This is a genomic window from Cruoricaptor ignavus (assembly GCF_900141665.1).
Classification (GTDB): domain Bacteria; phylum Bacteroidota; class Bacteroidia; order Flavobacteriales; family Weeksellaceae; genus Cruoricaptor; species Cruoricaptor ignavus.
Genome location: NZ_FQYI01000005.1, coordinates 107,934 through 131,246 on the forward strand (window position 1 = coordinate 107,934; position 23,313 = coordinate 131,246).

The 23,313-nt window shown below is 46.4% G+C and carries 22 protein-coding genes; 14 read left to right on the forward strand and 8 right to left on the reverse strand.

Annotated elements, in window-relative coordinates; all coding sequences use genetic code 11:
• Positions 1 to 60: 60 nt before the first annotated feature.
• Positions 61 to 762, forward strand: a complete 702-nt coding sequence (locus BUB43_RS06525) for an SDR family oxidoreductase (RefSeq protein ID WP_073179442.1) — start codon at positions 61 to 63, stop codon at positions 760 to 762.
• An 83-nt stretch (positions 763 to 845) separates the two neighbouring features.
• On the opposite strand, the gene porV is transcribed toward BUB43_RS06525, so the two are convergent.
• Entirely contained in the window at positions 846 to 2,036 is a 1,191-nt protein-coding gene (gene porV / locus BUB43_RS06530) for a type IX secretion system outer membrane channel protein PorV (RefSeq protein ID WP_073179444.1), read from the reverse strand.
• Positions 2,037 to 2,061: 25 nt separating this feature from the next.
• Positions 2,062 to 6,024 (reverse strand): type IX secretion system sortase PorU, encoded by a 3,963-nt coding sequence (gene porU, locus BUB43_RS06535; protein WP_073179446.1) that lies wholly within the window; start codon positions 6,022 to 6,024, stop codon positions 2,062 to 2,064.
• A 157-nt stretch (positions 6,025 to 6,181) separates the two neighbouring features.
• Here porU and gldJ point away from each other — a divergent pair, with 157 nt between their 5' ends.
• The gene (gene gldJ / locus BUB43_RS06540; protein WP_073179554.1) at positions 6,182 to 7,783 is read left to right on the forward strand and encodes a gliding motility lipoprotein GldJ; all 1,602 of its coding nucleotides are present in this window, start codon (positions 6,182 to 6,184) and stop codon (positions 7,781 to 7,783) included.
• Positions 7,784 to 7,840: 57 nt separating this feature from the next.
• Positions 7,841 to 9,112, forward strand: coding sequence for a UDP-N-acetylmuramoyl-tripeptide--D-alanyl-D-alanine ligase (locus BUB43_RS06545; RefSeq protein ID WP_073179448.1), 1,272 nt, complete (start codon positions 7,841 to 7,843; stop codon positions 9,110 to 9,112).
• Here the strand turns inward: BUB43_RS06545 and BUB43_RS11260 are convergent.
• Positions 9,109 to 9,255, reverse strand: coding sequence for a hypothetical protein (locus BUB43_RS11260; RefSeq protein WP_159430232.1), 147 nt, complete (start codon positions 9,253 to 9,255; stop codon positions 9,109 to 9,111). The two genes, BUB43_RS06545 and BUB43_RS11260, sit on opposite strands and share 4 nt — an antisense overlap.
• 26 nt (positions 9,256 to 9,281) lie before the next feature.
• Here BUB43_RS11260 and BUB43_RS06550 point away from each other — a divergent pair, with 26 nt between their 5' ends.
• The 3 genes from BUB43_RS06550 to BUB43_RS06560 are packed head-to-tail and all read left to right on the forward strand — an operon-like array spanning position 9,282 to position 11,709.
• Positions 9,282 to 10,007 carry a GNAT family N-acetyltransferase gene (locus BUB43_RS06550; protein ID WP_260200477.1) on the forward strand — a complete coding sequence of 242 codons (726 nt, stop codon included), beginning with the start codon at positions 9,282 to 9,284 and terminating at the stop codon, positions 10,005 to 10,007.
• Between the two features lie 21 nt (positions 10,008 to 10,028).
• Positions 10,029 to 11,222, forward strand: coding sequence for a glycine C-acetyltransferase (kbl, locus tag BUB43_RS06555; protein WP_073179449.1), 1,194 nt, complete (start codon positions 10,029 to 10,031; stop codon positions 11,220 to 11,222).
• Between the two features lie 52 nt (positions 11,223 to 11,274).
• Positions 11,275 to 11,709, forward strand: coding sequence for a DUF4268 domain-containing protein (locus BUB43_RS06560; RefSeq protein WP_073179451.1), 435 nt, complete (start codon positions 11,275 to 11,277; stop codon positions 11,707 to 11,709).
• Positions 11,710 to 11,724: 15 nt separating this feature from the next.
• Here BUB43_RS06560 and gldG read toward each other — a convergent pair whose 3' ends face one another.
• From gldG to BUB43_RS06580, 4 genes are all read right to left on the reverse strand, one after another.
• On the reverse strand, positions 11,725 to 13,380 hold the full coding sequence (gene gldG / locus BUB43_RS06565) for a gliding motility-associated ABC transporter substrate-binding protein GldG (protein ID WP_073179453.1): 1,656 nt from the start codon (positions 13,378 to 13,380) through the stop codon (positions 11,725 to 11,727).
• Positions 13,377 to 14,105 (reverse strand): ABC transporter permease, encoded by a 729-nt coding sequence (locus tag BUB43_RS06570; RefSeq protein WP_073179454.1) that lies wholly within the window; start codon positions 14,103 to 14,105, stop codon positions 13,377 to 13,379. Before BUB43_RS06570 ends, gldG begins: the two co-directional genes overlap by 4 nt.
• Positions 14,105 to 14,662 carry a CopD family protein gene (locus BUB43_RS06575; RefSeq protein WP_073179456.1) on the reverse strand — a complete coding sequence of 186 codons (558 nt, stop codon included), beginning with the start codon at positions 14,660 to 14,662 and terminating at the stop codon, positions 14,105 to 14,107. The genes BUB43_RS06570 and BUB43_RS06575 overlap by 1 nt, the downstream gene beginning before the upstream one ends.
• 70 nt (positions 14,663 to 14,732) lie before the next feature.
• The gene (locus BUB43_RS06580) at positions 14,733 to 15,563 is read right to left on the reverse strand and encodes an SAM hydrolase/SAM-dependent halogenase family protein (protein ID WP_073179458.1); all 831 of its coding nucleotides are present in this window, start codon (positions 15,561 to 15,563) and stop codon (positions 14,733 to 14,735) included.
• A gap of 103 nt (positions 15,564 to 15,666) precedes the next feature.
• Here BUB43_RS06580 and BUB43_RS06585 point away from each other — a divergent pair, with 103 nt between their 5' ends.
• Together BUB43_RS06585 and BUB43_RS06590 are read left to right on the forward strand one after the other, a co-directional pair.
• Positions 15,667 to 16,626, forward strand: a complete 960-nt coding sequence (locus BUB43_RS06585; RefSeq protein WP_073179460.1) for a PhoH family protein — start codon at positions 15,667 to 15,669, stop codon at positions 16,624 to 16,626.
• 135 nt (positions 16,627 to 16,761) lie between these two features.
• Positions 16,762 to 17,292 (forward strand): hypothetical protein, encoded by a 531-nt coding sequence (locus BUB43_RS06590; protein ID WP_227411545.1) that lies wholly within the window; start codon positions 16,762 to 16,764, stop codon positions 17,290 to 17,292.
• 68 nt (positions 17,293 to 17,360) lie between these two features.
• Here BUB43_RS06590 and ffh read toward each other — a convergent pair whose 3' ends face one another.
• A complete protein-coding gene (ffh, locus tag BUB43_RS06595) occupies positions 17,361 to 18,734 on the reverse strand; it encodes a signal recognition particle protein (protein WP_073179463.1) in 1,374 nt (457 codons plus the stop codon).
• A gap of 59 nt (positions 18,735 to 18,793) precedes the next feature.
• Between ffh and BUB43_RS06600 the strand changes: the two genes are divergently transcribed.
• The 6 genes from BUB43_RS06600 to atpA all read left to right on the forward strand — a co-directional run bounded on the left by BUB43_RS06600 (position 18,794) and on the right by atpA (position 23,282).
• Positions 18,794 to 19,174 (forward strand): hypothetical protein, encoded by a 381-nt coding sequence (locus tag BUB43_RS06600; protein ID WP_143154055.1) that lies wholly within the window; start codon positions 18,794 to 18,796, stop codon positions 19,172 to 19,174.
• Positions 19,175 to 19,264: 90 nt separating this feature from the next.
• A complete protein-coding gene (gene atpB, locus BUB43_RS06605; protein WP_073179467.1) occupies positions 19,265 to 20,323 on the forward strand; it encodes a F0F1 ATP synthase subunit A in 1,059 nt (352 codons plus the stop codon).
• 40 nt (positions 20,324 to 20,363) lie between these two features.
• Positions 20,364 to 20,579, forward strand: a complete 216-nt coding sequence (gene atpE / locus BUB43_RS06610) for an ATP synthase F0 subunit C (RefSeq protein ID WP_073179469.1) — start codon at positions 20,364 to 20,366, stop codon at positions 20,577 to 20,579.
• A 76-nt stretch (positions 20,580 to 20,655) separates the two neighbouring features.
• Positions 20,656 to 21,150: a F0F1 ATP synthase subunit B gene (locus BUB43_RS06615; protein ID WP_073179471.1), complete on the forward strand. Its 495-nt coding sequence runs from the start codon at positions 20,656 to 20,658 to the stop codon at positions 21,148 to 21,150.
• A gap of 2 nt (positions 21,151 to 21,152) precedes the next feature.
• Entirely contained in the window at positions 21,153 to 21,689 is a 537-nt protein-coding gene (gene atpH / locus BUB43_RS06620) for an ATP synthase F1 subunit delta (RefSeq protein ID WP_073179473.1), read from the forward strand.
• Positions 21,690 to 21,704: 15 nt separating this feature from the next.
• On the forward strand, positions 21,705 to 23,282 hold the full coding sequence (atpA, locus tag BUB43_RS06625; RefSeq protein WP_073179475.1) for a F0F1 ATP synthase subunit alpha: 1,578 nt from the start codon (positions 21,705 to 21,707) through the stop codon (positions 23,280 to 23,282).
• Positions 23,283 to 23,313 lie beyond the last annotated feature (31 nt).

Consider the following 23,313-nt stretch of genomic DNA (forward strand, 5'->3'; position numbering starts at 1 on the left):
TTTGTTAAATATATGCGCCCTGGACTTCAGGGGTGTGGAATTTAAAGAAAATTTTAAACAATGGAAAAAAAATCAGCCTACATTACTGGCGGTACAAAGGGAATAGGATTTGGAATTGCCAAAGCATTGCTGCAAAACGGTATCGCCGTGGCTTTTACCGGCAGAAAAGCGCAAGATGTGGAAAGAGCAGAGCAGGAGCTCTCTCAGTACGGGGAAGTTTTCGGTATTGTCTCAAATGCTAGAAATCTTTCTGACGAACAAAAGGCCGCAAACCTCGCCGTACAGAAGTTCGGCAGAATCGATTACACCATCGCCAATGCTGGCCTGGGGATTTTCAAGCCTGTGGATGAGCTAAGCGAGGAAGAGTGGAACGATATGATTGATACCAACCTCACGGGCTGCTTTTTTACATTAAAAGCCACAGTGGAGCAACTGAAGAAATCCGAAGGTTATTTCATCACAATTGCGAGCCTTGCCGGCACCAATTTTTTTGAAAACGGAGCAGGCTACAATGCTTCAAAATTTGGCGTGGTAGGCTTCACGCAGGCTGCGATGCTGGACCTGCGGAAGCACAATATAAAGGCAACCACCATTATGCCGGGCTCAGTGGCAAGCTACTTCAACGGGCACACGCCCTCTGAGGAAGATGCCTGGAAAATTCAGCCAGAAGACATCGGCCAGCTGGTAGTGGATCTGATAAAAATGAACCCGAGAACCCTGCCGAGCAAAATTGAGGTAAGGCCGGCGAGGACCTCTAAATGAAAGATTGAAACACACTTGCTTTCCCATTTAATAAAAAAGACAGCCGATTTCAGGCTGTCTTTCTTATTTCTGTATAATACGAATTAATAATCTGCGTTGGAAGTCGGCTGCCCGAAGTTCCAGGTAAGGCCGAAGCGAAGAGTATTATCCAATGCGGAATTTTCCTTCGCCGTATTAATCAGGTAGGAAATATCAAGACCAAAATTTTGGTATTTTAAACCAAGACCCACAGTAGCAAACTGCCTGCCGCCCTGCTCCTTGCTCTCGTGGAAGTAGCCGGTGCGGATGGCAAATGCATCGGCATAGGCATATTCCAGCGCGCCGCTGAACATTATGGATTTTGGATTGCTGCTGCTGTTGAAGGACTTCCCGATGCCTTCCATCACCCCATAGTTGGGAATTTGGTATATTGGCGTTTTTATAATTTCCCCATCGATTTCTTCCTCGTTGTAGTCCACAACCTCTGCGCCAGGCACCAGAAGTTTAGAAGCTTCCAGCGTGATTCCTATTTTATTTTGATCATCAATGAAAAGATCATAGCCTGCGCCGAGCCTCATAGTAGTCGGCAGGTAGGATTTTGACTCCTCATCTCCGGAATAATCGAGCTTAGGCCCAAGGTTCTGGAATGCGAACCCCCCGCGCACCTGCCCTTCGTAATCGCCGAAGCTGTCGTGCCTGTTGGATTTGTAGAAACCTGAAACATCAATACCAAAGGTGTTTGCCGCCTTTAGCGTACTGTTGGTTCCGAAATTCCCGCCAAGATCGGAGCGGATGTAGCGGCCGGTAACCGCCATTGCGTAGGTATCGGAAAGTTTCAAGCCATAGGCTACATCCAGAGAGAATTCATTAGGTTTTGATTTTCCTAGGGAAGCAATCTCGCTGCCCACAAGCTCGTTGAGCTCTACCTCGCCCATATTAAAGTAGTATAGGCTGGCAGAAATGGTAGAGCGCTCATCCTGCCCCAGAAACTGATGATAGTTGGCATACAGAAGGAATACATCGTTCGTAAGCTTGCTCATGTATGGGGTATAATTCACGCCCACTGCCGCCGAGGTATTGCTGAAAGGAAACTTAGCAGCGTTCCAGAATTGCGAAAACGCATCCGGAGAGGTAGCTACACCCTGGTCCCCCATACCGCCGGAGCGTGCATCGGGCGCGATTCTTAAGAAAGGTGCCCCGGTAAGTACCGGCCCGGGACCTGGATCTTCCTGCGCAAAAGCAAGTACACATACGCCTAAGCTAAGGCTGGCAATCAGTTTTTTTGTAATCTTCATCACTCTTTTCTTTATATATTTTAAATTATTTCAAAATTACCAATTTTTCCACTGCGGTAGCGCTTCCGCGGCATTTTTCCTGGTCGGGGCTTTTCACATTCACCTTGTAGATGTAAGTGCCTCTGCCCACCGCGCTACCGTGATCGTCCCTGCCATCCCACATAATCGCCTGGCGCGGCGTGCGGTAGCCCTGAAGGAACCTCTCCGAGGATACATGCTGGCGGATGCTGCGCACAAGCTTCCCAGTGATGGTATAGATCTGCACGCTGGCTTCCAGAACACTGTCACAATTGTGTTCAAACTGGAAATAAGTTTTATCCGTAAAAGGATTTGGCCAGTTCAGCAGCCGGTTGATTGCCAGTCCCTCATCTTTTGAGTCCCGCACTACAAAGTTTAACGATGCCGTGGAGGAATTATTGTTAATATCCCAAACTTTCATCGTAAGCTGGTGATCTCCCGGGCGAAGGTTTCGCAGCGGATAGGAGACGCTGCCCCTCTGAAAATCTGCAAGATTGCCGGGGTTAGTACAGCCATTGCCGTCCCCCGGCGCGTAGAAGTCATTCAGCACCTGGGTATTTACCACCTCGCCGTCCAGTATCAGCGTTATGTCATGCCCAATGCCAGCTCCGGTGGAGTTGATGCCGGAATTGTCGGAAAGGCACGCGAGCACCACCGGATTTTCGTTTGCAATACCGCCGTCAGCAAAATTGGTGTTGTTCAAATAGAGCTGTATTTTCGGTGCCTCGGTATCGTTGATGATTTCCGAATTTTCATTAATTTGGCCCACTTTTACCGGTTTGGAGGCAAAGACATCGAATGCCTGCGATTTTGCCGTCTCGAAGTTATCAGCATAAACCAGAATTCTGCCGTCGCCGATATTGTAATCAATATCTTTCGGGATATAAAAATCCACCTCGAATCTGCCGCTTTCTACCTTCCCTGATGCCTTTACCAGGGCTGAGGATTCTTCGCTGTATTTCAGCACAGGCGTAAGGTCGCCATCGTTGTTTCTGGTTGTTTTTTCAGTTTTTTTATCATAAATATTTACCACTACTCTGCCGTTAAAACCCTGGTTGAGTGTGCCGTCATCATTTTTAATGAACCCCTTTACCACAACTTTATCCAAAGCGCGGAGCACCCCGGTAGGCGTATTGATTTCCTCTATTACGATGTTTTCCTTCGGCCTGCTGAGCCTCATCGCAGGATCGCCGAGGAAGTTTACCTTCAGGTGGTTAGAGTCGTAGCCGTGCTCTTTCTTCGCGGCGAGGTGCGCTTCGCCCAGCGTACGGAATTCGTTCTGGGAATTCTGTTCAAAAATGTGGTTGGTAAAGGTGTTCGTAAACCTCCTTCCGTAGCTTACGCCTACCGCGCGGCTGGAGGTGATCAGGGTGGCTGCGCCGCCGGTGCGAAGCTTCATCAGCTGCTCGCCGGCGCTCTTCATATCCGGATCATCCCAGAGAGTAAATTCGCAGGTGATGGTAGAAACCAGCGGCAGGTGGGTAAATGCCGGGTTAAAGTTGTTAAAGGCTTTGATTTCATCCAGGGTCAGTACGCGCTCCTGCGCCCACCCGTTGATGCCGCCGTGCCCGAAGTAGAAGAGGTAGAGGCTGTTGTTTATGTCGCTGCTGATCGCCTGGTTTACCAGCGGGTATCTCTGGCCGCCCGCGCTGGATTCTGCCGGGAAAGCATCCAGGTATAGCTTGCGGATGTTGTACTCTGTACGCCTGTCTTTTTCAAAATTGTTTTTGATGACAAAATCCATCACATCGTGGAAGTTCCCGTTCAGAATAGGGTTGAAAGGCTGCCCGCCCGTGTTGCCTATGCGGTCGTCATTATCATCATCCACCACGAAGTCCAGCTTCATGCGCCAGTCCCCGAAAGGGGAGCTTTGCCCGGGCAGTGCGTTGTAGTAAGCCAGCGTTTTATCCACCAAAACCTTGGCTTCCGAAAGGCTGGCAGCGGGCAATCTGCCGATGGGCAGGTCCGGCACATTGCTGCCCATAGAGGAATTTTCCCTTGTCATCACGAAATAATCATCCGTCACATAGCTTGAGATAAAATCCCCGCTGTACTCGCTCTGGTAGCTGGAAACAATGTTGTCATTCCCCTGCACGCGGTTTTTAAAATCATAGCTGGTATCCCCTAAAATCAGAACATATTTCAGGTTGCCGGTCTGCCGGTGCAGGCGGGTCACGAAGTTCCGTATTGCCGTAATGTCCCTGCTGCCGCTGCCGAATTCATTGTAAATTTGCTCCACATCTGCCACGGCTACATTAAATTTGCTGCTGTTTTCGTGATAGCTTTTCAGGCGGTTGGCTTCGGATAGAAAATTTTTCCCGGTGATAATGAGGTAGTCGATGTTAGTAAGGCTCATCAGGTCCTTGCCGCCGCCGTACTGCACCTTGCCCACGAATTTCGGGAGGTAGGCAGCGCCTGCCTTGAAGGCTACAAACTCGTTCTGAAAATCATCCCGTACGGTATGGCCGAAGCGGAAATTCCCGCTGCCGGCGGCATTCAGCTTGCGCACAGGGTTTACATTGTCGGATACATCCCACACCTGCTCCAGCCCGCTATTTTCTGTGAAGCTGAATGTATATGTGCTCCCGGGATATTGATCAATGCTGTATTTCCGGAAGTTCATCTGGCTGCCGTTGAAGTTGAGATCCTGTGGATACATCACCTCGGCATAGTCGAAATAAAAGACGCCATTCGGGTTACCGGAAATATTCGGCACGGCGCTGAACTCCAGCGTGCTGGTACCGGGGGAGCTTAGTGTGCCAGTCTTTAGCATTTTGGAAAAATCGCTGCCGGACTGGTTTGCCACGCGCTGCGTGTATTTTGCTGAATTATTGATTGTGGTAGTGATGGAATTTCCCTGCGATTTATAGCCCACATAAGATGTCCTGTAATATACGGCATCCTCCTGCCTGAGGGGGGTTCTCAGCTTGAAACTTATTTTTTTCTCATTCCGCACCGCTTCCTCCACCCACACGCGGCCGAGGCGCATCAAGTTTAGCTTGTCATTGTTTATAAACTGATAATCATCATAGCGTGTAATGTTCTCCCCGCCTGCGGGAGATTGTACTTCCGGAATTCTTTTTCCCGGGATGCCATCAAAACTGATAAAATAATAGGCTGCGTCCTCGTAGATGTTTTTTATATGGCGGGAGGCGTCGAACCTGGTCTCGGTGCGCGCAGCGGGGCTTTGGTTGCTGCTGTTTCTGTAAAGGTTGAAGGCATCCGGCCCCTGGGCGTAGAAGAGCGCATAATCCCCATCGTCCCACTTCCCGTCATCTTCCCCCACCACCTGTATCGCCGCCTCCTGCAGGGCGGGGTACTGGAAGTCCGCATTGTACTCCGGCAGCATGGCTCCGCCATTGCCGTAGATATGCAGGTTTTTAGGGTTTACGCTGTTGGCATTTATCCCCATTTCCTGAAGGAATTTTTTCGTGATTTTAAAAACCCCGCTTTTGTCAACCCTTATTTTGTAGAAAGTATTTTGGGATGCAAAAGGGTTGCCGTAGTCTACCTTGGCGCGCCCGGTCCCGAGCCGCTTTGCGGTTTCAGAATTTGCCGATTTGCTCTCATCTTTGTTTATTACAAATGACTTCAGGCGGAATGCCTGCCCGTTTTCAAATTTGTAGGTGGGTATCCTGATAATGGTCTCCGCGCTGCCCGCCGCTGCAAAAGTAGTGTATGGATAGGTGCCGGCGGGCGCTTCCCCGGATTCTTCTATACGGAGGTCGTACACCTCTTCGGTTTTTTCCCAGACCGGGTTTTGCACCACAGGATTTTCTACTGCAGTCTTATAATTAAGATAAACATTGATGCCGTCGCTGTCGTAGCCTTCGTTTTTAAAATCGGGATAAGTTCTTTTAGTGCTGCCAAAATCGGCAATCCGTGGTTCCCCCCACTGAATTTCAACTTTTTGTGCCGCCAGGCTGCTGCCAAGGGCAAGGAGTAAAATACTAATAGGGCGCTTCCGCATCAGAGATAATTTTAAGGTTTCAAATTTAATGCAAAATAGTTAATACTGGGCTCAAAAATATTTGTTTCTTTAATCTTACCTGGAAAAACATCCAAATACTTTTTGTAGATTGGAGAAAATGCTTTTTCTTTGTACGCGAATTTTTTCAAAACCGATCATGAAACGACCAAGGTTCTTAGCCGCCTTACTGATGACCTCCGCGATGCTGCTTACCGGCTGCGGAAATGTAAAAAAAGGCGGTGGTACTAAGCGCTTTACCAGCACGACAGGCTGGAAGCCAAACGATCAGAAAGGCTGGTTTTTCACCGGTAGGCAGCAAAAGGTAAAAGGCTGGCCGGGGATGGTATATGTAGAAGGTGGGACATTCACCATGGGGCTGGTTCAGGACGATGTAATGCACGACTGGAACAATACCCCACGCAGAATGCAGGTGAGCTCATTTTTTATAGGAGAGGCGGAAATCACCAACTACGAATACCGTGAATATGTAACCTGGCTGAAATATGTATTTCCACCAAGCGATCCGCAATTTAGGGACATCTACACCGGGGCGCTGCCGGATACCCTCGTATGGAACAATAAGCTCTCGAGGAATGATTTTGCAGAATCTTATTTCCGGGGTCCGGAGTTTGATTTTTATCCCGTAGTGGGCGTATCCTGGACGCAGGCAAACCGCTATTGCGACTGGCTGACCGATAGGGCAAACGAGAAAGCCCTTATGGACAAAGGCCTTATATCTAAAAATCTCTATTCTGATGCTGCCAACAACTCCGGGTATGCTTCTTTTACTTTGGATAAATATAAATCCAACGATCCGGAAATGCAGCAATACCTCAATACGCAGAGGATGCAGAAAAGTACCGGAATCCGTACCAATAACGAGCGGATCCGGGCTGCGAACATGAATTCCACTTCCGGCGCCGTTACAAAATTCCGACTGCCTACAGAGGTAGAGTGGGAATTCGCTGCGCTCGGCCTGCAGAAAAACCGCGACTATAACAACTACCTTGGCAAGGATCCAAAAATTCAGGATCTGCGCGGTAAAAAAGGGAGAACCAGAGGAATGTTCCTGGAAAACTTTAAATACGGCCGAGGTGACTATTCCGGTGTCGCAGGCTGGAAGAATGACGGCTCGCCCATTACCTCCGATGTACGCCAATATCCTTCCAACGACCTTGGAATCTACGGTATGTATGGAAATGTAGCAGAATGGACTGCCGATGTGTATCGCCCGATAATAGATGAAGAAGCAAGTGATTTTAACTACTACAGAGGGGCGAAGACCACTGAAATCGTAAGAAATGGCGACGGCTCATTGAAAAAAGTAGAAGCCGGCTCTGTTAAATTTGATACCCTAGCGGACGGGAGACTTGTTTACCGGAATATGCCGGGGCAGTTTGAGCGCGAAGTAATTGCAGATAACAGTGACTTCCGGGATGGTGACTTTATGTCATCACTGGATGCGGGCTACGGACGCGAACCGGACAGTTCAGGGTCCTACAGCATGTACAATTCCCCACGCACGAGATTTCGTGTGGATGAAAAAGGCCGCGTGATTCTGGAAAAAGATGAAAGGCAAAGGACTTCCGCAGTCTCTAACGAGTCCCGCGTTGTAAAAGGCGGCTCCTGGCAGGACACTGCTTATTGGCTGGATCCGGGGCAGCGCAGATTCAAAAATGAAAATAAAGCCTATGGATGGATTGGCTTCCGCGTTGCGCAGGATGCTGCCAATGCAAAAGGAGGCAGGTCGAGGAGATAATGTGAATTTTTTTCAGTAAAGCCTTCCCGTATTGGGAAGGTTTTTTATTTTTGAATGATGAACATTTCGGATTTTTACCAGATTTTTCTAAAATCAAGCAACACCGTTATAGACAGCAGGAAGGTACAGCCAGGCGACATTTTCTTTGCTTTTTCCGGAGAAAATTTCAACGCTGCGCTGGCAGCAGAGCAGGCCATCGAGTCCGGTGCGCTGGCAGCGATTGTTGAAGATAAAAATTATGAGAATCCCGACAAAAATATTTTTTACACTCCTTCCACATTAAAGTTTCTTCAGGAACTCGCAGTGCATCATAGAGAAAAACTAAACATCCCAATAATCGGGCTTACCGGAAGCAACGGCAAAACCACTACCAAAGAGCTCATCAGCGCAGTTTTGGCAGAAAAGTACAAAGTGCAGTTCACGCAGGGAAATTTAAACAATCATATCGGAGTGCCTCTTACGCTGCTTTCCGTAAAAGCCTTTCACGAAATTGCCGTGGTGGAAATGGGTGCTAATCATCAGAAGGAAATAGAATTTCTCTGCAGTATCGCCAGACCAGATTACGGATATATCACCAATTTCGGTAAGGCGCACCTGGAGGGATTTGGCGGATTTGAGGGCGTAATAAAAGGAAAATCTGAGCTTTATGATTTCCTGCTAAAAAACAGCAAAACAGTTTTGGTGAATGCTGCAGACCCATTGCAGGCAGAAAAAACTGAAAAATATCCGAAAACTATTACTTTCAGCACAGCCAATTCAGATTATGAATTTTCTCCCGCTGAAAAGGATAATTTCGTCGGGATCTGCTATCGCGATGTTTGCGCTATTTCCCACCTCACAGGTCCTTACAATTTTACGAACCTTTGCGCCGCTGCAGCTTTAGGATTGCATTTCGGCATTCCCTTTCACAAAATAAAAAATGCAGTTGAAAACTATAAACCTACCAATATGCGCTCGCAGGTTGTAGAAAAAAAAGGCAGAAAACTGCTGCTGGATACCTACAACGCCAACCCCAGCAGTATGGAGGCTTCCCTTCGGAATTTTGCTGACTTCAAAGGCACAAAAGCTGTGATTCTGGGAGATATGCTGGAGCTGGGCGCGGAAAGTAGGAGAGAGCACCAAGCTATTTTATCCTTAGCTAAAACACTGAAATTCAATGAGATAATCACGGTAGGAGAAAATTTCCTTGAAGAAAACAGCGAGAATGCTTACCGAAACACCGAGCAACTCGCGGAGCATCTCAGAGAAAACCCGCCACAGTGGGAGAACATTCTGCTGAAAGGCTCCCGGGGAGTCGCGCTGGAAAAACTAATGGATGTATTGATTTAACCCCCGCAGCTCCTCAGGCCCTCCGCTCCCAAATAAAAGACCGCCAGCCAGGCAAGCCCTTTTACTGTGAAAAATACCAGACCACCGATGCCCACTCGTTTTAACCAGGTTTTGCCTTTGTCGTTATTTTTAGTATTCATCATTATTTTTGCAAACATAATAAAAAGATATGACCGCCACCGTATTTGAAGATGAAAATCTGCGGCTCGTGGAGGATATAGCAGGCCATCTATCTGCCGAAGGAATGAGCCCGGAAATTGTAAACGAGTACGAAGCTTCCGGGTTATATAAACTAAAAGTTACCTTACTGGAGGAGTTCCGCGCTTTTGAAATTATTGATAAATTTTTAAACGATAATTTTCAGACTAAAACCCACGCGCTTGTCTGTGCAAAAAATGAGCAAGCAGATTTAATCTGGAAAATCCTTCAGCACGGAATCCGTCTGCGTGCCGAATCGGGAAGTGCCCAATGGCAGGACGGCTATCCAAACCCTGAGGTGGTAGCCGATGATATTGCTAAAAACCAAGCCTATTTGCTTTTAGAAAATGGAGTTGCCGTCGCTTATGCTGCATTAGTTCCCGCGCCGGACCCTAATTACGAATATATTTTCGGAGAATGGCTTTCTGATGGAAACTACATCGCGGTGCACAGGCTAGCGGTGGCAGAGGGGCAGCAGGGACGCGGCCTAGCCGGTATTTTCCTTAATATGGCGGAAGGTTATGCACTTGAAAATCAGTTTAAAAGCATAAGATTGGATACAAATTTTGATAATCTGGCAATGCTGAAAACCGCAGAAAAACTTGGATACAAATTTTGCGGGAAAGTGATGCAGAGAAGCGAGGAGCGCCTAGCATTTGAGAAACTTCTTTTAGCCGATTCCGATTTTTTAGGCTAAATTAGCGGGAAAAAAAAAATTATGATTTCTGAAAAATTTTTGAAAAATCTGCAAAATGAATTGCTGAGCATAGATAACGACGGACTGTACAAAAGAGAGCGCATCATTACTTCGCAACAATCGGCAGAAATTGAAGCCAACGGAAAAACGCTGCTAAATTTCTGCGCCAATAATTATCTTGGCTTGGCGAATCATCCTGAAGTGATGAAGGCGTCGCAAGATATGATTGAGAAGCGTGGCTACGGGATGTCCTCCGTCCGCTTTATCTGCGGAACTCAGGACATCCACAAGGAATTGGAAGAAAAAATTTCCGACTTTTTGGGAATGGAAGACACGATTCTTTACGCGGCGTGCTTCGATGCAAACGGTGGCGTTTTCGAGCCGCTTTTCACGGCGGAAGATGCTATTATTTCCGACGAGCTCAATCACGCCTCCATCATCGATGGCGTAAGGCTCTGTAAAGCAGCGCGTTACAGATACAAGAATAATGATATGGTGGATTTGGAAGCGCAACTGAAGACTGCTTCCGAACAGAACCACCGCTTTAAAATTATTGTGACTGATGGCGTTTTTTCAATGGACGGCATAGTTGCCAACTTGAAGGGCATTTGTGATTTGGCAGAAAAATACGATGCTTTGGTGATGGTAGATGATTCTCACGCCACAGGATTTATCGGCAAAACTGGCCGCGGAACGCACGAGGCAAATGATGTAATGGGCAGGGTGGATATCATCACTTCTACGCTGGGCAAAGCTTTGGGCGGTGCTTTGGGCGGTTTCACTTCGGGGAAAAAGGAAATTATCGATATGCTTCGGCAAAGGTCTCGGCCTTATCTTTTTTCGAATTCTTTGGCACCAGGAATTGTGGGTGCGGCAATGAAGGTTCTTGACCTGGTTTCTGCCGATACTTCGCTGAGAGACAGCGTGATGGAAAATGCGGAATATTTCCGTAATGAGATGAAAGTCAAGGGTTTCGACATTCCGGATGGCGATGCGGCAATTGTTCCCGTGATGCTTTACGATGCACCTTTAGCGCAAAAAATGGCTGAAATGCTGATGGACGAAGGCATCTATGTCATCGGGTTTTTCTACCCGGTTGTTCCGAAAGGCAAGGCAAGAATCAGGGTGCAGCTTTCGGCGGCGCACACCAAAGAGCAGCTGGATAGGGCCATTGCAGGCTTCGAAAAAGTAGGGAAGGAATTGGGCGTAATTTAATTTTTACATAAATTTTGCAGAATCCTTCAGCGATGAGGGATTTTTTTTTAAAATGTTTTCAAGACAGGAAGCGCAGCAGCTGAAGACGGAATTCTGGACGGTTTTTGGAAAAGCTTTTCCAAGAAAGTGGCTGCTGTATGACACGAAAATTAAGGATTTTTCCTTTAAATTTTTTGCGGATAACAAAAAGGCAGAGGTTTCGCTGGAAATAGAAATGAAGGACGAAGACTTGCGCAAAGCCTATTACGATAAAATTTGGTCGCTGGAAAATATGCTTGCCGATTATGTTGGCGATTTTCAGAAGGATGAATCTTACGCTTTGGAAAACGGCAAAACGATTTCCAGATTTTGGGTGGAAAAGCACGGCGTATCCATCTACAATAAAGATAGCTGGCGAGAAATCTTCGAATTTTTCGTTGAGAAAATGGACGGTTTCGAAAGATTTTTCTACGAATTTGAAGACTATATAAAAGATGTTGATATATAAGCAATAAGCCTGATTTTACCGGGAAAATTTTCTTCGGAAATAAAACAAACTTGCGCCGAAGATTCCTATCACGAATAGTGGCAGCAACAAATTCAGCCATTGCCAAAACGCCCTTTCCTCGCTAATTCTTCCGCGGTCCAAGAGCCGTGCCTCAATATTGCGGTTCCGCAAATCAATCAAGTTGGCATCGTCCAGAAGCCAATCCAAAGCATTGCGCAAAAACTGCTCGTTCCCAAAGTGCTCATTTGTAAGCACATCCATTCCCAAGGGCAAGGCTTCGCCACGCAACAATTTATTCCTGCCCACATCACCGTCCGCAATTACAATCATCTTATTTTCAGGGCTTTGCGCGGAAAAATTCGGGAAAGTATTGCGCTGCATTCTCGTAGCATAGGCAGAAGGAAATTGGCCTTCCAATGCCACGGCATAGATTTTCGGCGTGCTCGCTTTTTCATTCATTCCCAAAGAATCCACGCTGGCAATTTCCTTCAGATCCACAAAATTCGGCACCTGTTTCAGCGTCGTTCTGTCGGACGATTCGTACAGCACCTTCGTTTTAATGCCAGGTCTTGCAAGCGTATCAATGGAAGTTGGGAACTCAAATTTCACGGGGTTGATGTTTCGCGTGATTGGGTGGTTGGCCTCATCAATCCCCAGCGTAAAATAAGGCCACGGCAAACTCATATATTGCGGATTGCCGCTGATTTCGCCGGTTACCAGGCGCAGTAAAGCGAATTTTTTAAAATCTTTTACCAAAGACGGATTTATTCGCAATCCATAATTGAAGAAAAAATCGCCAAGATTCAGGTCTATCGGCATCGCCACCATTTTGTTTGAGCGCATCAGCGTATCCATCTCAGCATTCACCGCATCCAGCATCCACAGCGTTTTCCCGCCCTTCATTATGTATTGGTCCAGCAGCAGTTTTTCGTCATCGCTAAAGGCTTTCCGCGGTTTTGCAATTACCAGTGCCTGCGTTCTCGAAAGGTTCGGGAAATCCTCCAAAGTCAGTTCCTGAAGGTTTTTCGGGATGATGGGAAAGGCATTGTAATTTTCCGTTGCCATTTCCATAAAACCTTGGAATTCATCCGGCCGAAGTTCATCGTGGTTTACGAGGATGCCGATGTTTTTCCGTTCAGTTTGCATCACATTTTTTATCGCGGAAATCAGGCTGTATTCCAAATTCTCGATCGAGCGGTTCAGCTGTTCATCGGCGTTTACATTCTGCTGCTGAGAAATCAGCGGCACGGAAATTCCTCTGCCTTCGTACTTGGCAACGGCATAGGGGAAGAGTACAATCTGCGAAATCCTGCCGTCCCGCACATCTGGGAGCACCGATGGCTGCATCCCCATCGCCATCAGCGTGTCTTTGGACATTTTATTTTTTACAGGATCAGTAAATTTAAAACTGATGTTGGGATTAATTCTTCGGAATTCTTCCAGCATAAATTTTGTCTCCGACTGCAGTTGCTTGAAGTTGGCGGGGAAATCGCCTTCGAGATAAACTTCGAAACGAAGAGGATGTTTAATCTGTGTTAAAATATTTTCGGATGTATCGGAGAGCGTGTACCGCCGGTCTGCCGTGAGGTCCAGACGGAATTTAAAAACCCCAGCCGCTCCCAGCAGGGAGATCAGGATTAAAAAAATATAGGGTAGGGTAGTTTTCTTCATTTTTTTCTTTTCAAAATCCAGCCTGCCAGAAGGAGGTTCAGCAAAATCATCAGTACAAAGTAGAAGAGGTCTCTGCTGTCGATCAGCCCCCTGGTAAATCCTTGAAAATGATAATAAAAACCCAGGTTCCGCAGGAAAAAATCCGCACTTCCTAGCAGCGAAAAATTGGCGAGCTGCTCGATCCCGAAATACATCGTAAAGCATAGCAGAAGTCCGAGGAGGTAGGCTAAGACCTGGCTGGAGGAGAGCGCGGAGCAGAGGATGCCAAGCGCAGAAAAGGCGCCGGTAAGGAGTGTGAGCCCTAAATAGCTGCCAAATGTAGCGCCAAAATCCCAGTTGCCATTGGGGATCCCCAAAAAATGGATAGTGCAAAGGTGCATTAGGGAGGGTAGCAGGCAAAGAAGCCCTATGAGCCAAACGGCGAGAAATTTACCCAGAACAATGTCCGACAGTTTCACGGGCAAAGTGAAAAGGAACTGAAGCGTGCCGGTTTGCTGCTCCTCCGCGATGCTGCGCATAGTAAGTGCGGGAATTACAAACATCAAAATCCAGGGGGCAAGCACGAAATAGCTTTGCAGAGAGGCTGCCCCGATATCCAGAAGGTTGAAATCATTACTGAAGAAAAAAAGGAACGCGGCACTCACGAGGCTGAACGCAGCAAAGGCCGTCCACGCCGTGTAGCTGCCCAGATAGCTCCACAATTCTTTTTTTAAAATTGGCTTCATCAGCTATTGGATTTATTTTTTCTTCGGTTTACAAGCCGCACGGTAGCCATTATAAGAACCACAAAGCCCGCAAAACCCAGGAGGAGCTGCCACCAGTGCTCAAGTGCCAGATTCTTGAGAATCACAGTGAAAACCACAGCGAAGAGAATCAGGGTTGCAAATTCGTTTGCCATACGCAGTTTCAGGTTGTCTTTAGGCAGGTTTTCTCCGTTTAAATTTTTTATGAGCCGTACCATCTTCCAGCACCAAGCGTGGTAGGCTGCGAGGGCAAGCAGGAATGTAAGTTTCAAATGAAACCACGGCGCGGAAAGCAAGCCTGGATTCATCACAATCATTACGATACCGAAGGAGAGCATAAGTACTCCTGCTGGCAGCGTGATGATGTTCCAGAGGCGTGCTGCCATGAAATTGTATTGTTCGCGGAGGATTTTCCGGCGGGTTTCGTCAAAATCATCGGTATCCTTATAGTAGACAAAAAGACGCACTAGATAGAAGATCCCTGCGAAATAGCTGACCATAAAAATGATGTGTAAGGCTTTGATAACGGAGTAGGCCATCTGTTTTCCTGCTAATATATACCTGCTAATATATAATTGTGTATTTGTATAATTATTTATACCAAAAAATTTACTCGTCAAAAAATTCAATATAAACCTTTTCGCCCACATTCATCCCGAAGAGTGTTTTGGCGCCGTTATTTTTATTCCCGCGGTAAATTACCAGCTCCAGAAGATTTTCTTCATTGAAAACCGCTACGGACTTGCCGTGATAGTCGGATTCATTCGCCCAGTCCTTTACAAACTCGGTGTGGTGGTTGTAGATGGAGGTAAGCGCGAGGTTGCGGAATTTCACGATATACCGCGCGTGGCCGGCAAGTTTGTTAATAAAAAACTTCTTGCTGATATTGCTCACCAGATTCCCGAAATTATCTATGTACATTACCTCGCCCACTATCATCTTTTCCGCACCCGTGTACACGGCACGCTGGAAGGAGAGGATTTTCGGGTCATCGATCTGGCGGCCTATCACCTCCGGCACACCGCCGTGCGAGAGGTGTACCGCAGCAGGCGCAAGTATGTCCGTAGCCACGGATTTCAGCTCTTCATCGAAGCGCTTCAGGGTGATTTCGTGCACGCTTTCGGGATTAATATCAAAAAAAATGAGGCTTAGCAGGCCGTTGTCCGCAGCTACGAAATAATGCCCGTCCGCGCTGTACACAATGCTCCGCACCTCCTTCCGGTAGAAGCTGTCCACCGCAATCAGGTGCACGGTACCCTTGGGGAAGTACCGGTAGGCATTGTGGATGATGTAGGATGCCTGCCGGAGGTTGTATGCCTCGATCTCGTGGGAGATATCGGCGATCACTGCCTGCGGGCTTTGGGAAAGTATCGCCCCCTTCACGGCAGCCGTGCGGTAGTCTGTAAGGCCGAAATCTGAGGTAAGGGTAATCACAGGCATTTTGCAAAAATAAGAAAGATAGGATAAAATTTACAGAAAATTTAAAATTGCCGTTTTTAGAAAAATTTCTAATTTTAGGAGCTGAAATTTCTAAAATCTTTTAATGTTTGAACTGAATTATGAACTCTCCGGCATAGACACTAAAATATTCTACGGCGTTCAGAACCAGAATTTTAACAAGATAAAATCTGCCTTCCCCACGCTGAAAATTACAGGAAGAGATCATTACATTTTCGCGATGGGCAACCGTGAAACGCTTGATATCCTTGAGAAGAAGCTGAACGATATCGTGAACTTCATCTCAAAAAACAACAGCATCAGCTTAAAAGACATAGAAAATATTCTTAGCATAAAAGATGAATTCGAAAAGCAGCTGGTGTTCGATCAGGATATCATAGTAAAGGGCGTCAACGGCAAAGTCATCAAAGCAAAAACCACCAACCTGAAAAAGCTCGTTCGCGAGAGCGAAAGGCGCGATATGGTTTTCGCAATAGGGCCTGCGGGAACGGGAAAAACCTACACCAGCGTGGCACTTGCCGTGCGCGCGCTGAAGGAAAAGGAGGTGAAGCGCATCATCCTTACCCGGCCGGCGGTGGAGGCGGGGGAGAGCCTAGGCTTTCTGCCTGGCGACCTAAAAGAAAAGCTGGACCCGTACCTGCAGCCCCTTTATGATGCGCTCCGCGATATGATACCCCACGAGAAGCTGGAGGGCTACATCGAGAAAAAGGTGATAGAAGTGGCGCCGCTTGCCTTTATGCGCGGTCGCACGCTGGATGAGGCTTTCGTAATACTGGACGAGGCGCAGAATACCACGCATTCCCAGATGAAGATGTTCCTCACGAGGATGGGGATGAATGCGAAGTTCATCATCACCGGGGACCCGAGCCAGATAGACCTTCCGCCCAAACAGAGCTCCGGGCTGAAGGAAGCGATGCGCATCCTGAAAGATGTGGAAGAGATTGGCTTCGTTCACCTTACGGAAGGCGATGTAGTGCGCCACCCGGTGGTGAAGAAGATTATTTCTGCCTACAATATAGAAGAGAAGAGGCTGAGAGAAGAGTAGTAGTATGCAATTTTTTATGATTTTTTTAATTTTTTTTAAACAGAATATTTGCAGAAAGAATATTTGTTTGTAGATTTGCGCTGTAAAAATATTTAAACTATGAAAAAATTATTAGTAGCTGGTGCTCTGGCACTTATGGGAACTGCAGCAAATGCGCAGCTTCAGCAAGGTAACTGGACTGTAGGTTCTGACTTGGTAAACATGAGATTTACTAATGGTTTCGCATTAAGTCTTCAGCCGAGAGCTGCTTACTTCATTCAGGACAGATGGGCAGTTGGTGCTCATGTAGGTGTAGATGTACAAAAAGTAAATGGTGAAAGCGACACTCAGACCAACTGGGAAATTGCGCCATTCACCCGTTATTACTTTACTAGCAGCCAGATTGACTCTATGTTGAGAAACGGAGCTTTCTTCGGTGAAGCGCTAATAGGTGTGGGCGGCGTAAACAGCTCCGGCGGCGACACTACAAATGGTTTCGTATACGGTATTGGTGCTGGTTATTCTTATTTCATCACTGAGAATGTGAGTGTAGAAGGTCTTTTAAAATTTAGAGGAATCACAGGTGGAGGTAATGATTCTGACAACAATGATGTTTTCCTTGGTGTAGGTTTCAGCATCTACCTGCCTTCTGCTAAGGTTCGCCAGGTTGCAAACGACAGACAGTAATTATTACTTTTAAAAAACAAAAATCCCGATATTTTTATCGGGATTTTTTTTTGCCATAAAGTTAAATTTTATCGTCCGAAAAGATTGCCCATCCCTGGCATTCCGCCCGGCATATTGCCCATTTTGCTCATCATCTGCATCATCTGCTTGCCCTGCGGTCCCTGCATCATCTTCATCACTTTTCCCATCTGGTCAAATTGCTTCATCAGCTGGTTCACCTCTTCCAGCTTTCTGCCGGAACCTTTCGCAATTCGGGCTTTCCGCTGGGTGTTGATGATGGAAGGCTTCCGGCGCTCTTCCGGCGTCATAGAATAGATGATGGCCTCGATGTGCTTGAACGCATCATCCGAAATATCCACATCCTTGATGGCCTTGCCAACGCCTGGAATCATTCCCATCAAATCCTTCATATTTCCCATTTTTTTGATTTGATGAATCTGCTTCAGGAAATCGTCAAAACCAAATTCATTCTTCGCGATTTTCTTGTTGAGCTTCCGCGCTTCTTCCTCGTCGAATTGTTCCTGAGCCCTTTCCACAAGGGAAACCACATCGCCCATTCCCAAAATCCTGTCCGCCATTCTTTCGGGATAGAACAAGTCGAGCGCTTCCATTTTTTCACCGGTGGAGATAAATTTAATAGGCTTTTCCACCACGGAACGAATGGTGAGCGCAGCACCGCCCCTTGTATCGCCATCCAACTTCGTAAGCACCACGCCGTCGAAGTTCAGCGCATCGTTAAAGGCTTTAGCAGTGTTCACGGCATCCTGCCCAGTCATCGAATCTACCACGAAAAGCGTTTCCTGCGGTTTGATGAAATAATGAATCGACTTGATTTCGTTCATCATCTGCTCATCCACGGCAAGCCGCCCTGCCGTATCCACAATCACGGTATCGTGGCCGTTTTTCCTGGCGTACTCAATGGCGTTGGCTGCAATCATCGATGGATTTGTGGCGCCTTCTTCGGTATAAACTGGGATATTAATCTGATTTCCAAGCACTTTCAGCTGATCCACAGCAGCAGGCCGGTAAACATCGCAGGCTACGAGCAACGGTTTTTTATTTCTTTTTTGTTTTAGGTAATTGGCTAATTTTCCTGAAAAAGTAGTCTTTCCCGAACCTTGAAGTCCGGCAATCAGGATTACCGTAGGTTTTCCGGAAAGGTTGATGCCTTCCTGGGTACCGCCCATCAAATCCACCAGTTCATCGTGGACGATTTTCGTCATCAGTTGTCCTGGCGTCAAAGATGTCAACACATTTTGGCCAATGGCCTTATCCTGAACCCTTTTGGTAAGGTCTTTCGCCACTTTGTAATTCACATCGGCATCCACCAAGGCACGGCGGATTTCCTTCACGGTTTCCGCCACATTGATTTCGGTAATTTTTCCGCGGCCAGAAATATTGTGCAGCGCCTTATCGAGTTTATCCTGTAAGCTATCGAACATAGAAAATTAAAATAATTGCAAAAATACAAATAGCCGCCAAGCTTTCAAAATGTGAAAAAATGAAATACTTTTGCGGAATGGTCTACCGCAAAAAAACACTGCTTTCTGCCTCGCTGGGTTTTTTAGCCGTGGCAGGCGGGATGTTTGCCTTGCAGTGGCTGGTCTGCGAATTCGGCTGGCTGTGCCTGGGCTATCGTGTGCACATCCTGATTTTCTTTTTATCGCTGCTCCTCTGCGCCACCTGCGGCGCGGCATACCTCCTGAAAGTAAAGGAAATAGGTTTCATCTATCTTGCTTTTATTATTGTAAAAATGTTTGCGCTGGGCTTTATCACCGTATATTACTCAGAATTTAGGGAAAATGTAATCGCATATTTCGTGCTGATATGGCTTTACATCGCCGCTGATTTGCTTTTTACGGTAAAATTGTTGAGAGAATAAGATTTTTATCATACAAAGTGGCTGGAAAAATATACTACTGAACAGATAATTTTTATATTTTTGCAAACACTAAGAATTAAGAGTGTTCTGATGAATTTCAAGAAACTGTTTACGCTGGCGCTGTCTTTTATCTTCGTCCTATGTTTTTCTCAGCAAGATGCTGCCCATGCTGCAGATGCTGGTGAGGAGAGGTATGACCCTGTGCCGTTCATTATGCACCATATTTCTGATTCGCATCAGTGGCATCTTTGGGGCGAGGGCGAAAACAGTGTAGGCTTCAGCCTTCCGGTAATCCTTTTTGATGACGGGCTTCATGTTTTCAGCTCTTCTAAATTTGGCCATCACGAAGACCAGGTGGCGGAGAGCAACGGCAAATATTTCAAAATCGATCACGGGAAGATCTATGAGTCTGATGTCCAGGGAAATATCAAAAAGGATAATATACCGCTGGATTTTTCTATAACAAAAGTGGTGGCGCAAATGCTTATAGCGGCGCTGATACTCTTATTACTAGGTTTTGCCGCTGCAGCTTCTTACAAAAAATCTGCTGTGCCAAGCGGTGTTGCTAAATTTTTGGAACCGATAATCGTTTTCGTCCGTGATGATATTGCTTTCCAGAACATCGGATCACTTTATTATAAAAAATACACTCCATACCTTGTTACATTATTCCTCTTTATATGGATTCTCAACATCCTGGGTCTAATACCTGGTGCGGCAAATACCACGGGGAATATAGCATTCACTTTTACACTGGCGCTTTTCACGATGCTCGTGGTGAATTTCAGCGGGAAGAAAACCTACTGGCAGCATATGTTTGACCCGCTTGGCAACAATATGCCGTTTGGCGGAAAAATTCTGATTTATCTGATTCTCGTTCCGGTCGAGCTTCTCAGCATCATTACGCGGCCTTTTGCTCTTATGATCCGTCTTTTTGCTAATATGACGGCGGGGCATATCATCATCATGGCGCTCATTTCCCTGATTTTCATAATGCAAACTTATTATGTAACGCCGGTGTCTCTAGGTCTTGCGCTTTTTATCTACATACTAGAGGTGCTGGTGGCTGCGCTGCAGGCATACATATTTACAATGCTTACCGCGCTTTTCATAGGATCAGCGGTAGAAGAGCCTCATCATGATCATTAAAAAACAAATTTATAAGAACTAATATTTTAAATTTTTTGTTATGGTAGTAGCAGGTAGTATTGCCGCTTTGGGAGCTGGTCTTGCAGTTCTTGGCGTTGGTCTCGGAATCGGAAGAATCGGTGGCGCTGCGATGGATGGCATCGCAAGACAACCGGAGCAGTCAGGAAAAATCCAAACTGCGATGATTATTTCGGCTGCCCTTATTGAAGGTGCCGGGCTTTTCGGAATCGTAGTTGCTCTTCTGGGTAACGGCTAACAACCCTAAGGGATTCTGCAGACGGTTGGTTTGCGGAATCCCTTTTAATCCTAAAACAAAGAATTAATTCGTATATATGGACTTATTAACACCATCGATCGGTAATATTTTCTGGACTTCTGTAGTCTTCCTTATGCTGCTTTTCATTCTAGGTAAATATGCCTGGAGGCCAATACTTTCGGCAGTGGGGCAGAGAGAAAAGGACATCCAGGACGCACTGAATCAGGCGCAGCTTGCAAGAAAAGAAATTGAAGACCTGAAAGCTGATAACGAAAGAATACTTCGCGAGGCGAAACTGGAGCGAGATGCTATCCTAAATGATGCCAGAAAGATTCGTGAAAATATGATTGCCGAAGCGAGAGATACTGCAAAACAAGAAGGGGATAAAATGATTGAATCTGCGAGAATAAGCATTCAGAATGAAAAGGCTGCAGCTATGAAGGAGGTGAAATCACAGATCGGAGCCTTATCCGTAAGCATTGCGGAGCAGATTCTTAAACAGAAACTGGATGCCAGCGAGGCTCAGAATGCCCTCGTGGAAAATTATCTTGCACAAAATAACCTTAATTAAAAATGCGTTCTACAAAGGTATCAAGAAGGTACGCGCAGGGCTTGCTGGAATTTACTGAACAGGAGAATACCACTGCGGCTGTGCTTGGGGAGATGAAGGAAGTCGTTAATATTTTTAAAAACTCCCCGGACTTAGCTGTGTTTATGCAGACTCCATTTATAGATGCCAAAAAGAAATCGGCTGCCGCTTCGCAGATATTTGCGGGGTTTTCACCTGTTGTGCAGCGGTTTATAGATTTGGTAATCCGGCAGGGCAGGGAATCCCAAATTAAAAATATTGCGGAAACCTATATAGAAAAAGTGGAGGAAATGCAAGGAGTTCAGCGCATTACGCTTACCAGCGCGGTACCTTTATCCCATGAAAATATTAAAAAGATTCTCAACACTTCAGCACTCGTCAATAATCCAGAGAATGCGGAAGTAACACTGAATGTTGATAAAGATATCATCGGGGGTTATATTCTTCGAGCTGGGGATTTGCAGGTGGATGCCTCAGTAAAATCAAAATTGAACAAGATAAAAAAAGAATTTTCACAATAAAAATATACCATTATAATGGCAGAAATAAATCCGGCAGAAGTATCAGCGATACTGAAGCAGCAATTAGCAAATTTTGATACGCAGTCTGATGTAGAAGAAGTCGGCACCGTACTAATGATCGGCGACGGTATCGCAAGGGTATACGGACTCACACATGTGCAATATGGTGAGCTGGTGAGGTTCGAGTCCGGTGTGGAAGGTATCGTACTAAACCTTGAAGAGGACAATGTTGGCGTTGCGCTTCTTGGCGAATCGAAAATGGTAAAGGAAGGAGATACAGTGCGCAGAACACGCTCTATCTCTTCCATCAAAGTAGGGGAAGGATTGCTTGGCAGAGTAGTAGATACACTTGGGAACCCGATCGACGGTAAAGGGCCGATCACGGGGGAACTTTACGATATGCCGCTTGAAAGAAAGGCCCCTGGTGTAATTTTCAGGCAGCCTGTGAATGAGCCATTGCAGACCGGTATTGTTGCTATTGACTCCATGATTCCCGTTGGCCGCGGCCAGAGAGAGCTTATCATCGGTGACCGCCAGACTGGTAAGACAACCGTTGCCATTGATACCATACTTAACCAAAAAGAATTTTACGATGCCGGCCAGCCTGTATTTTGTATCTATGTTGCAGTAGGGCAGAAGGCATCTACCGTAGCACAGATCGTACAAACACTTGCTGATAAAGGCGCGCTGGCATACACCGTGGTGGTAGCTGCAAATGCTTCCGACCCTACACCGATGCAGGTATATGCGCCTATGGCAGGAGCTTCGATCGGGGAATATTTCCGCGACACCGGCCGGCCAGCACTTATCGTTTACGATGACCTATCTAAGCAGGCGGTAGCCTACAGGGAACTGTCACTGCTTTTGAGGAGACCTCCAGGCCGTGAGGCGTATCCTGGTGATGTTTTCTACCTACATTCCCGGCTTCTGGAGCGTGCAGCGAAAATCATTGCAGATGATGATATCGCAAAACAGATGAACGATCTACCCGAGTCTCTAAAACCTGTGGTAAAAGGCGGGGGATCGCTTACTGCACTGCCAATTATCGAGACACAGGCGGGCGATGTTTCTGCATATATTCCGACGAATGTGATTTCCATTACTGATGGGCAGATTTTCCTTGAATCTGACTTGTTCAACTCTGGTGTTCGTCCGGCAATTAATGTGGGTATTTCCGTTTCCCGCGTAGGCGGTAATGCTCAGATTAAATCTATGAAGAAAGTTTCTGGTACGCTGAAGCTGGATCAGGCGCAGTACAAAGAGCTTGAAGCTTTTGCGAAATTCGGTTCAGATTTGGACGCATCCACACTTGCCGTTATTACCAAGGGTGAGAAAAATGTTGAGCTGCTGAAACAACCGGTGAACTCGCCGCTGCCGGTGGAGAATCAGGTGGCGATGATTTATGCAGGTACAGAAAACCTTCTGAAAAATGTACCTGTAAATAAAGTAAAGGAGTTTCAAAAAGATTATGTTGAACTATTGAAAGCGCAGCATCCGGATACCATGAGTGCCATAAAATCCGGCAAGATTGATGACAGCATTACAGCCGTACTTAAAAGCGCTGCCAATGATGTGGCTTCAAAATATAATTAATCACAGGTTTAGCAAACTTTATTTTTAACCA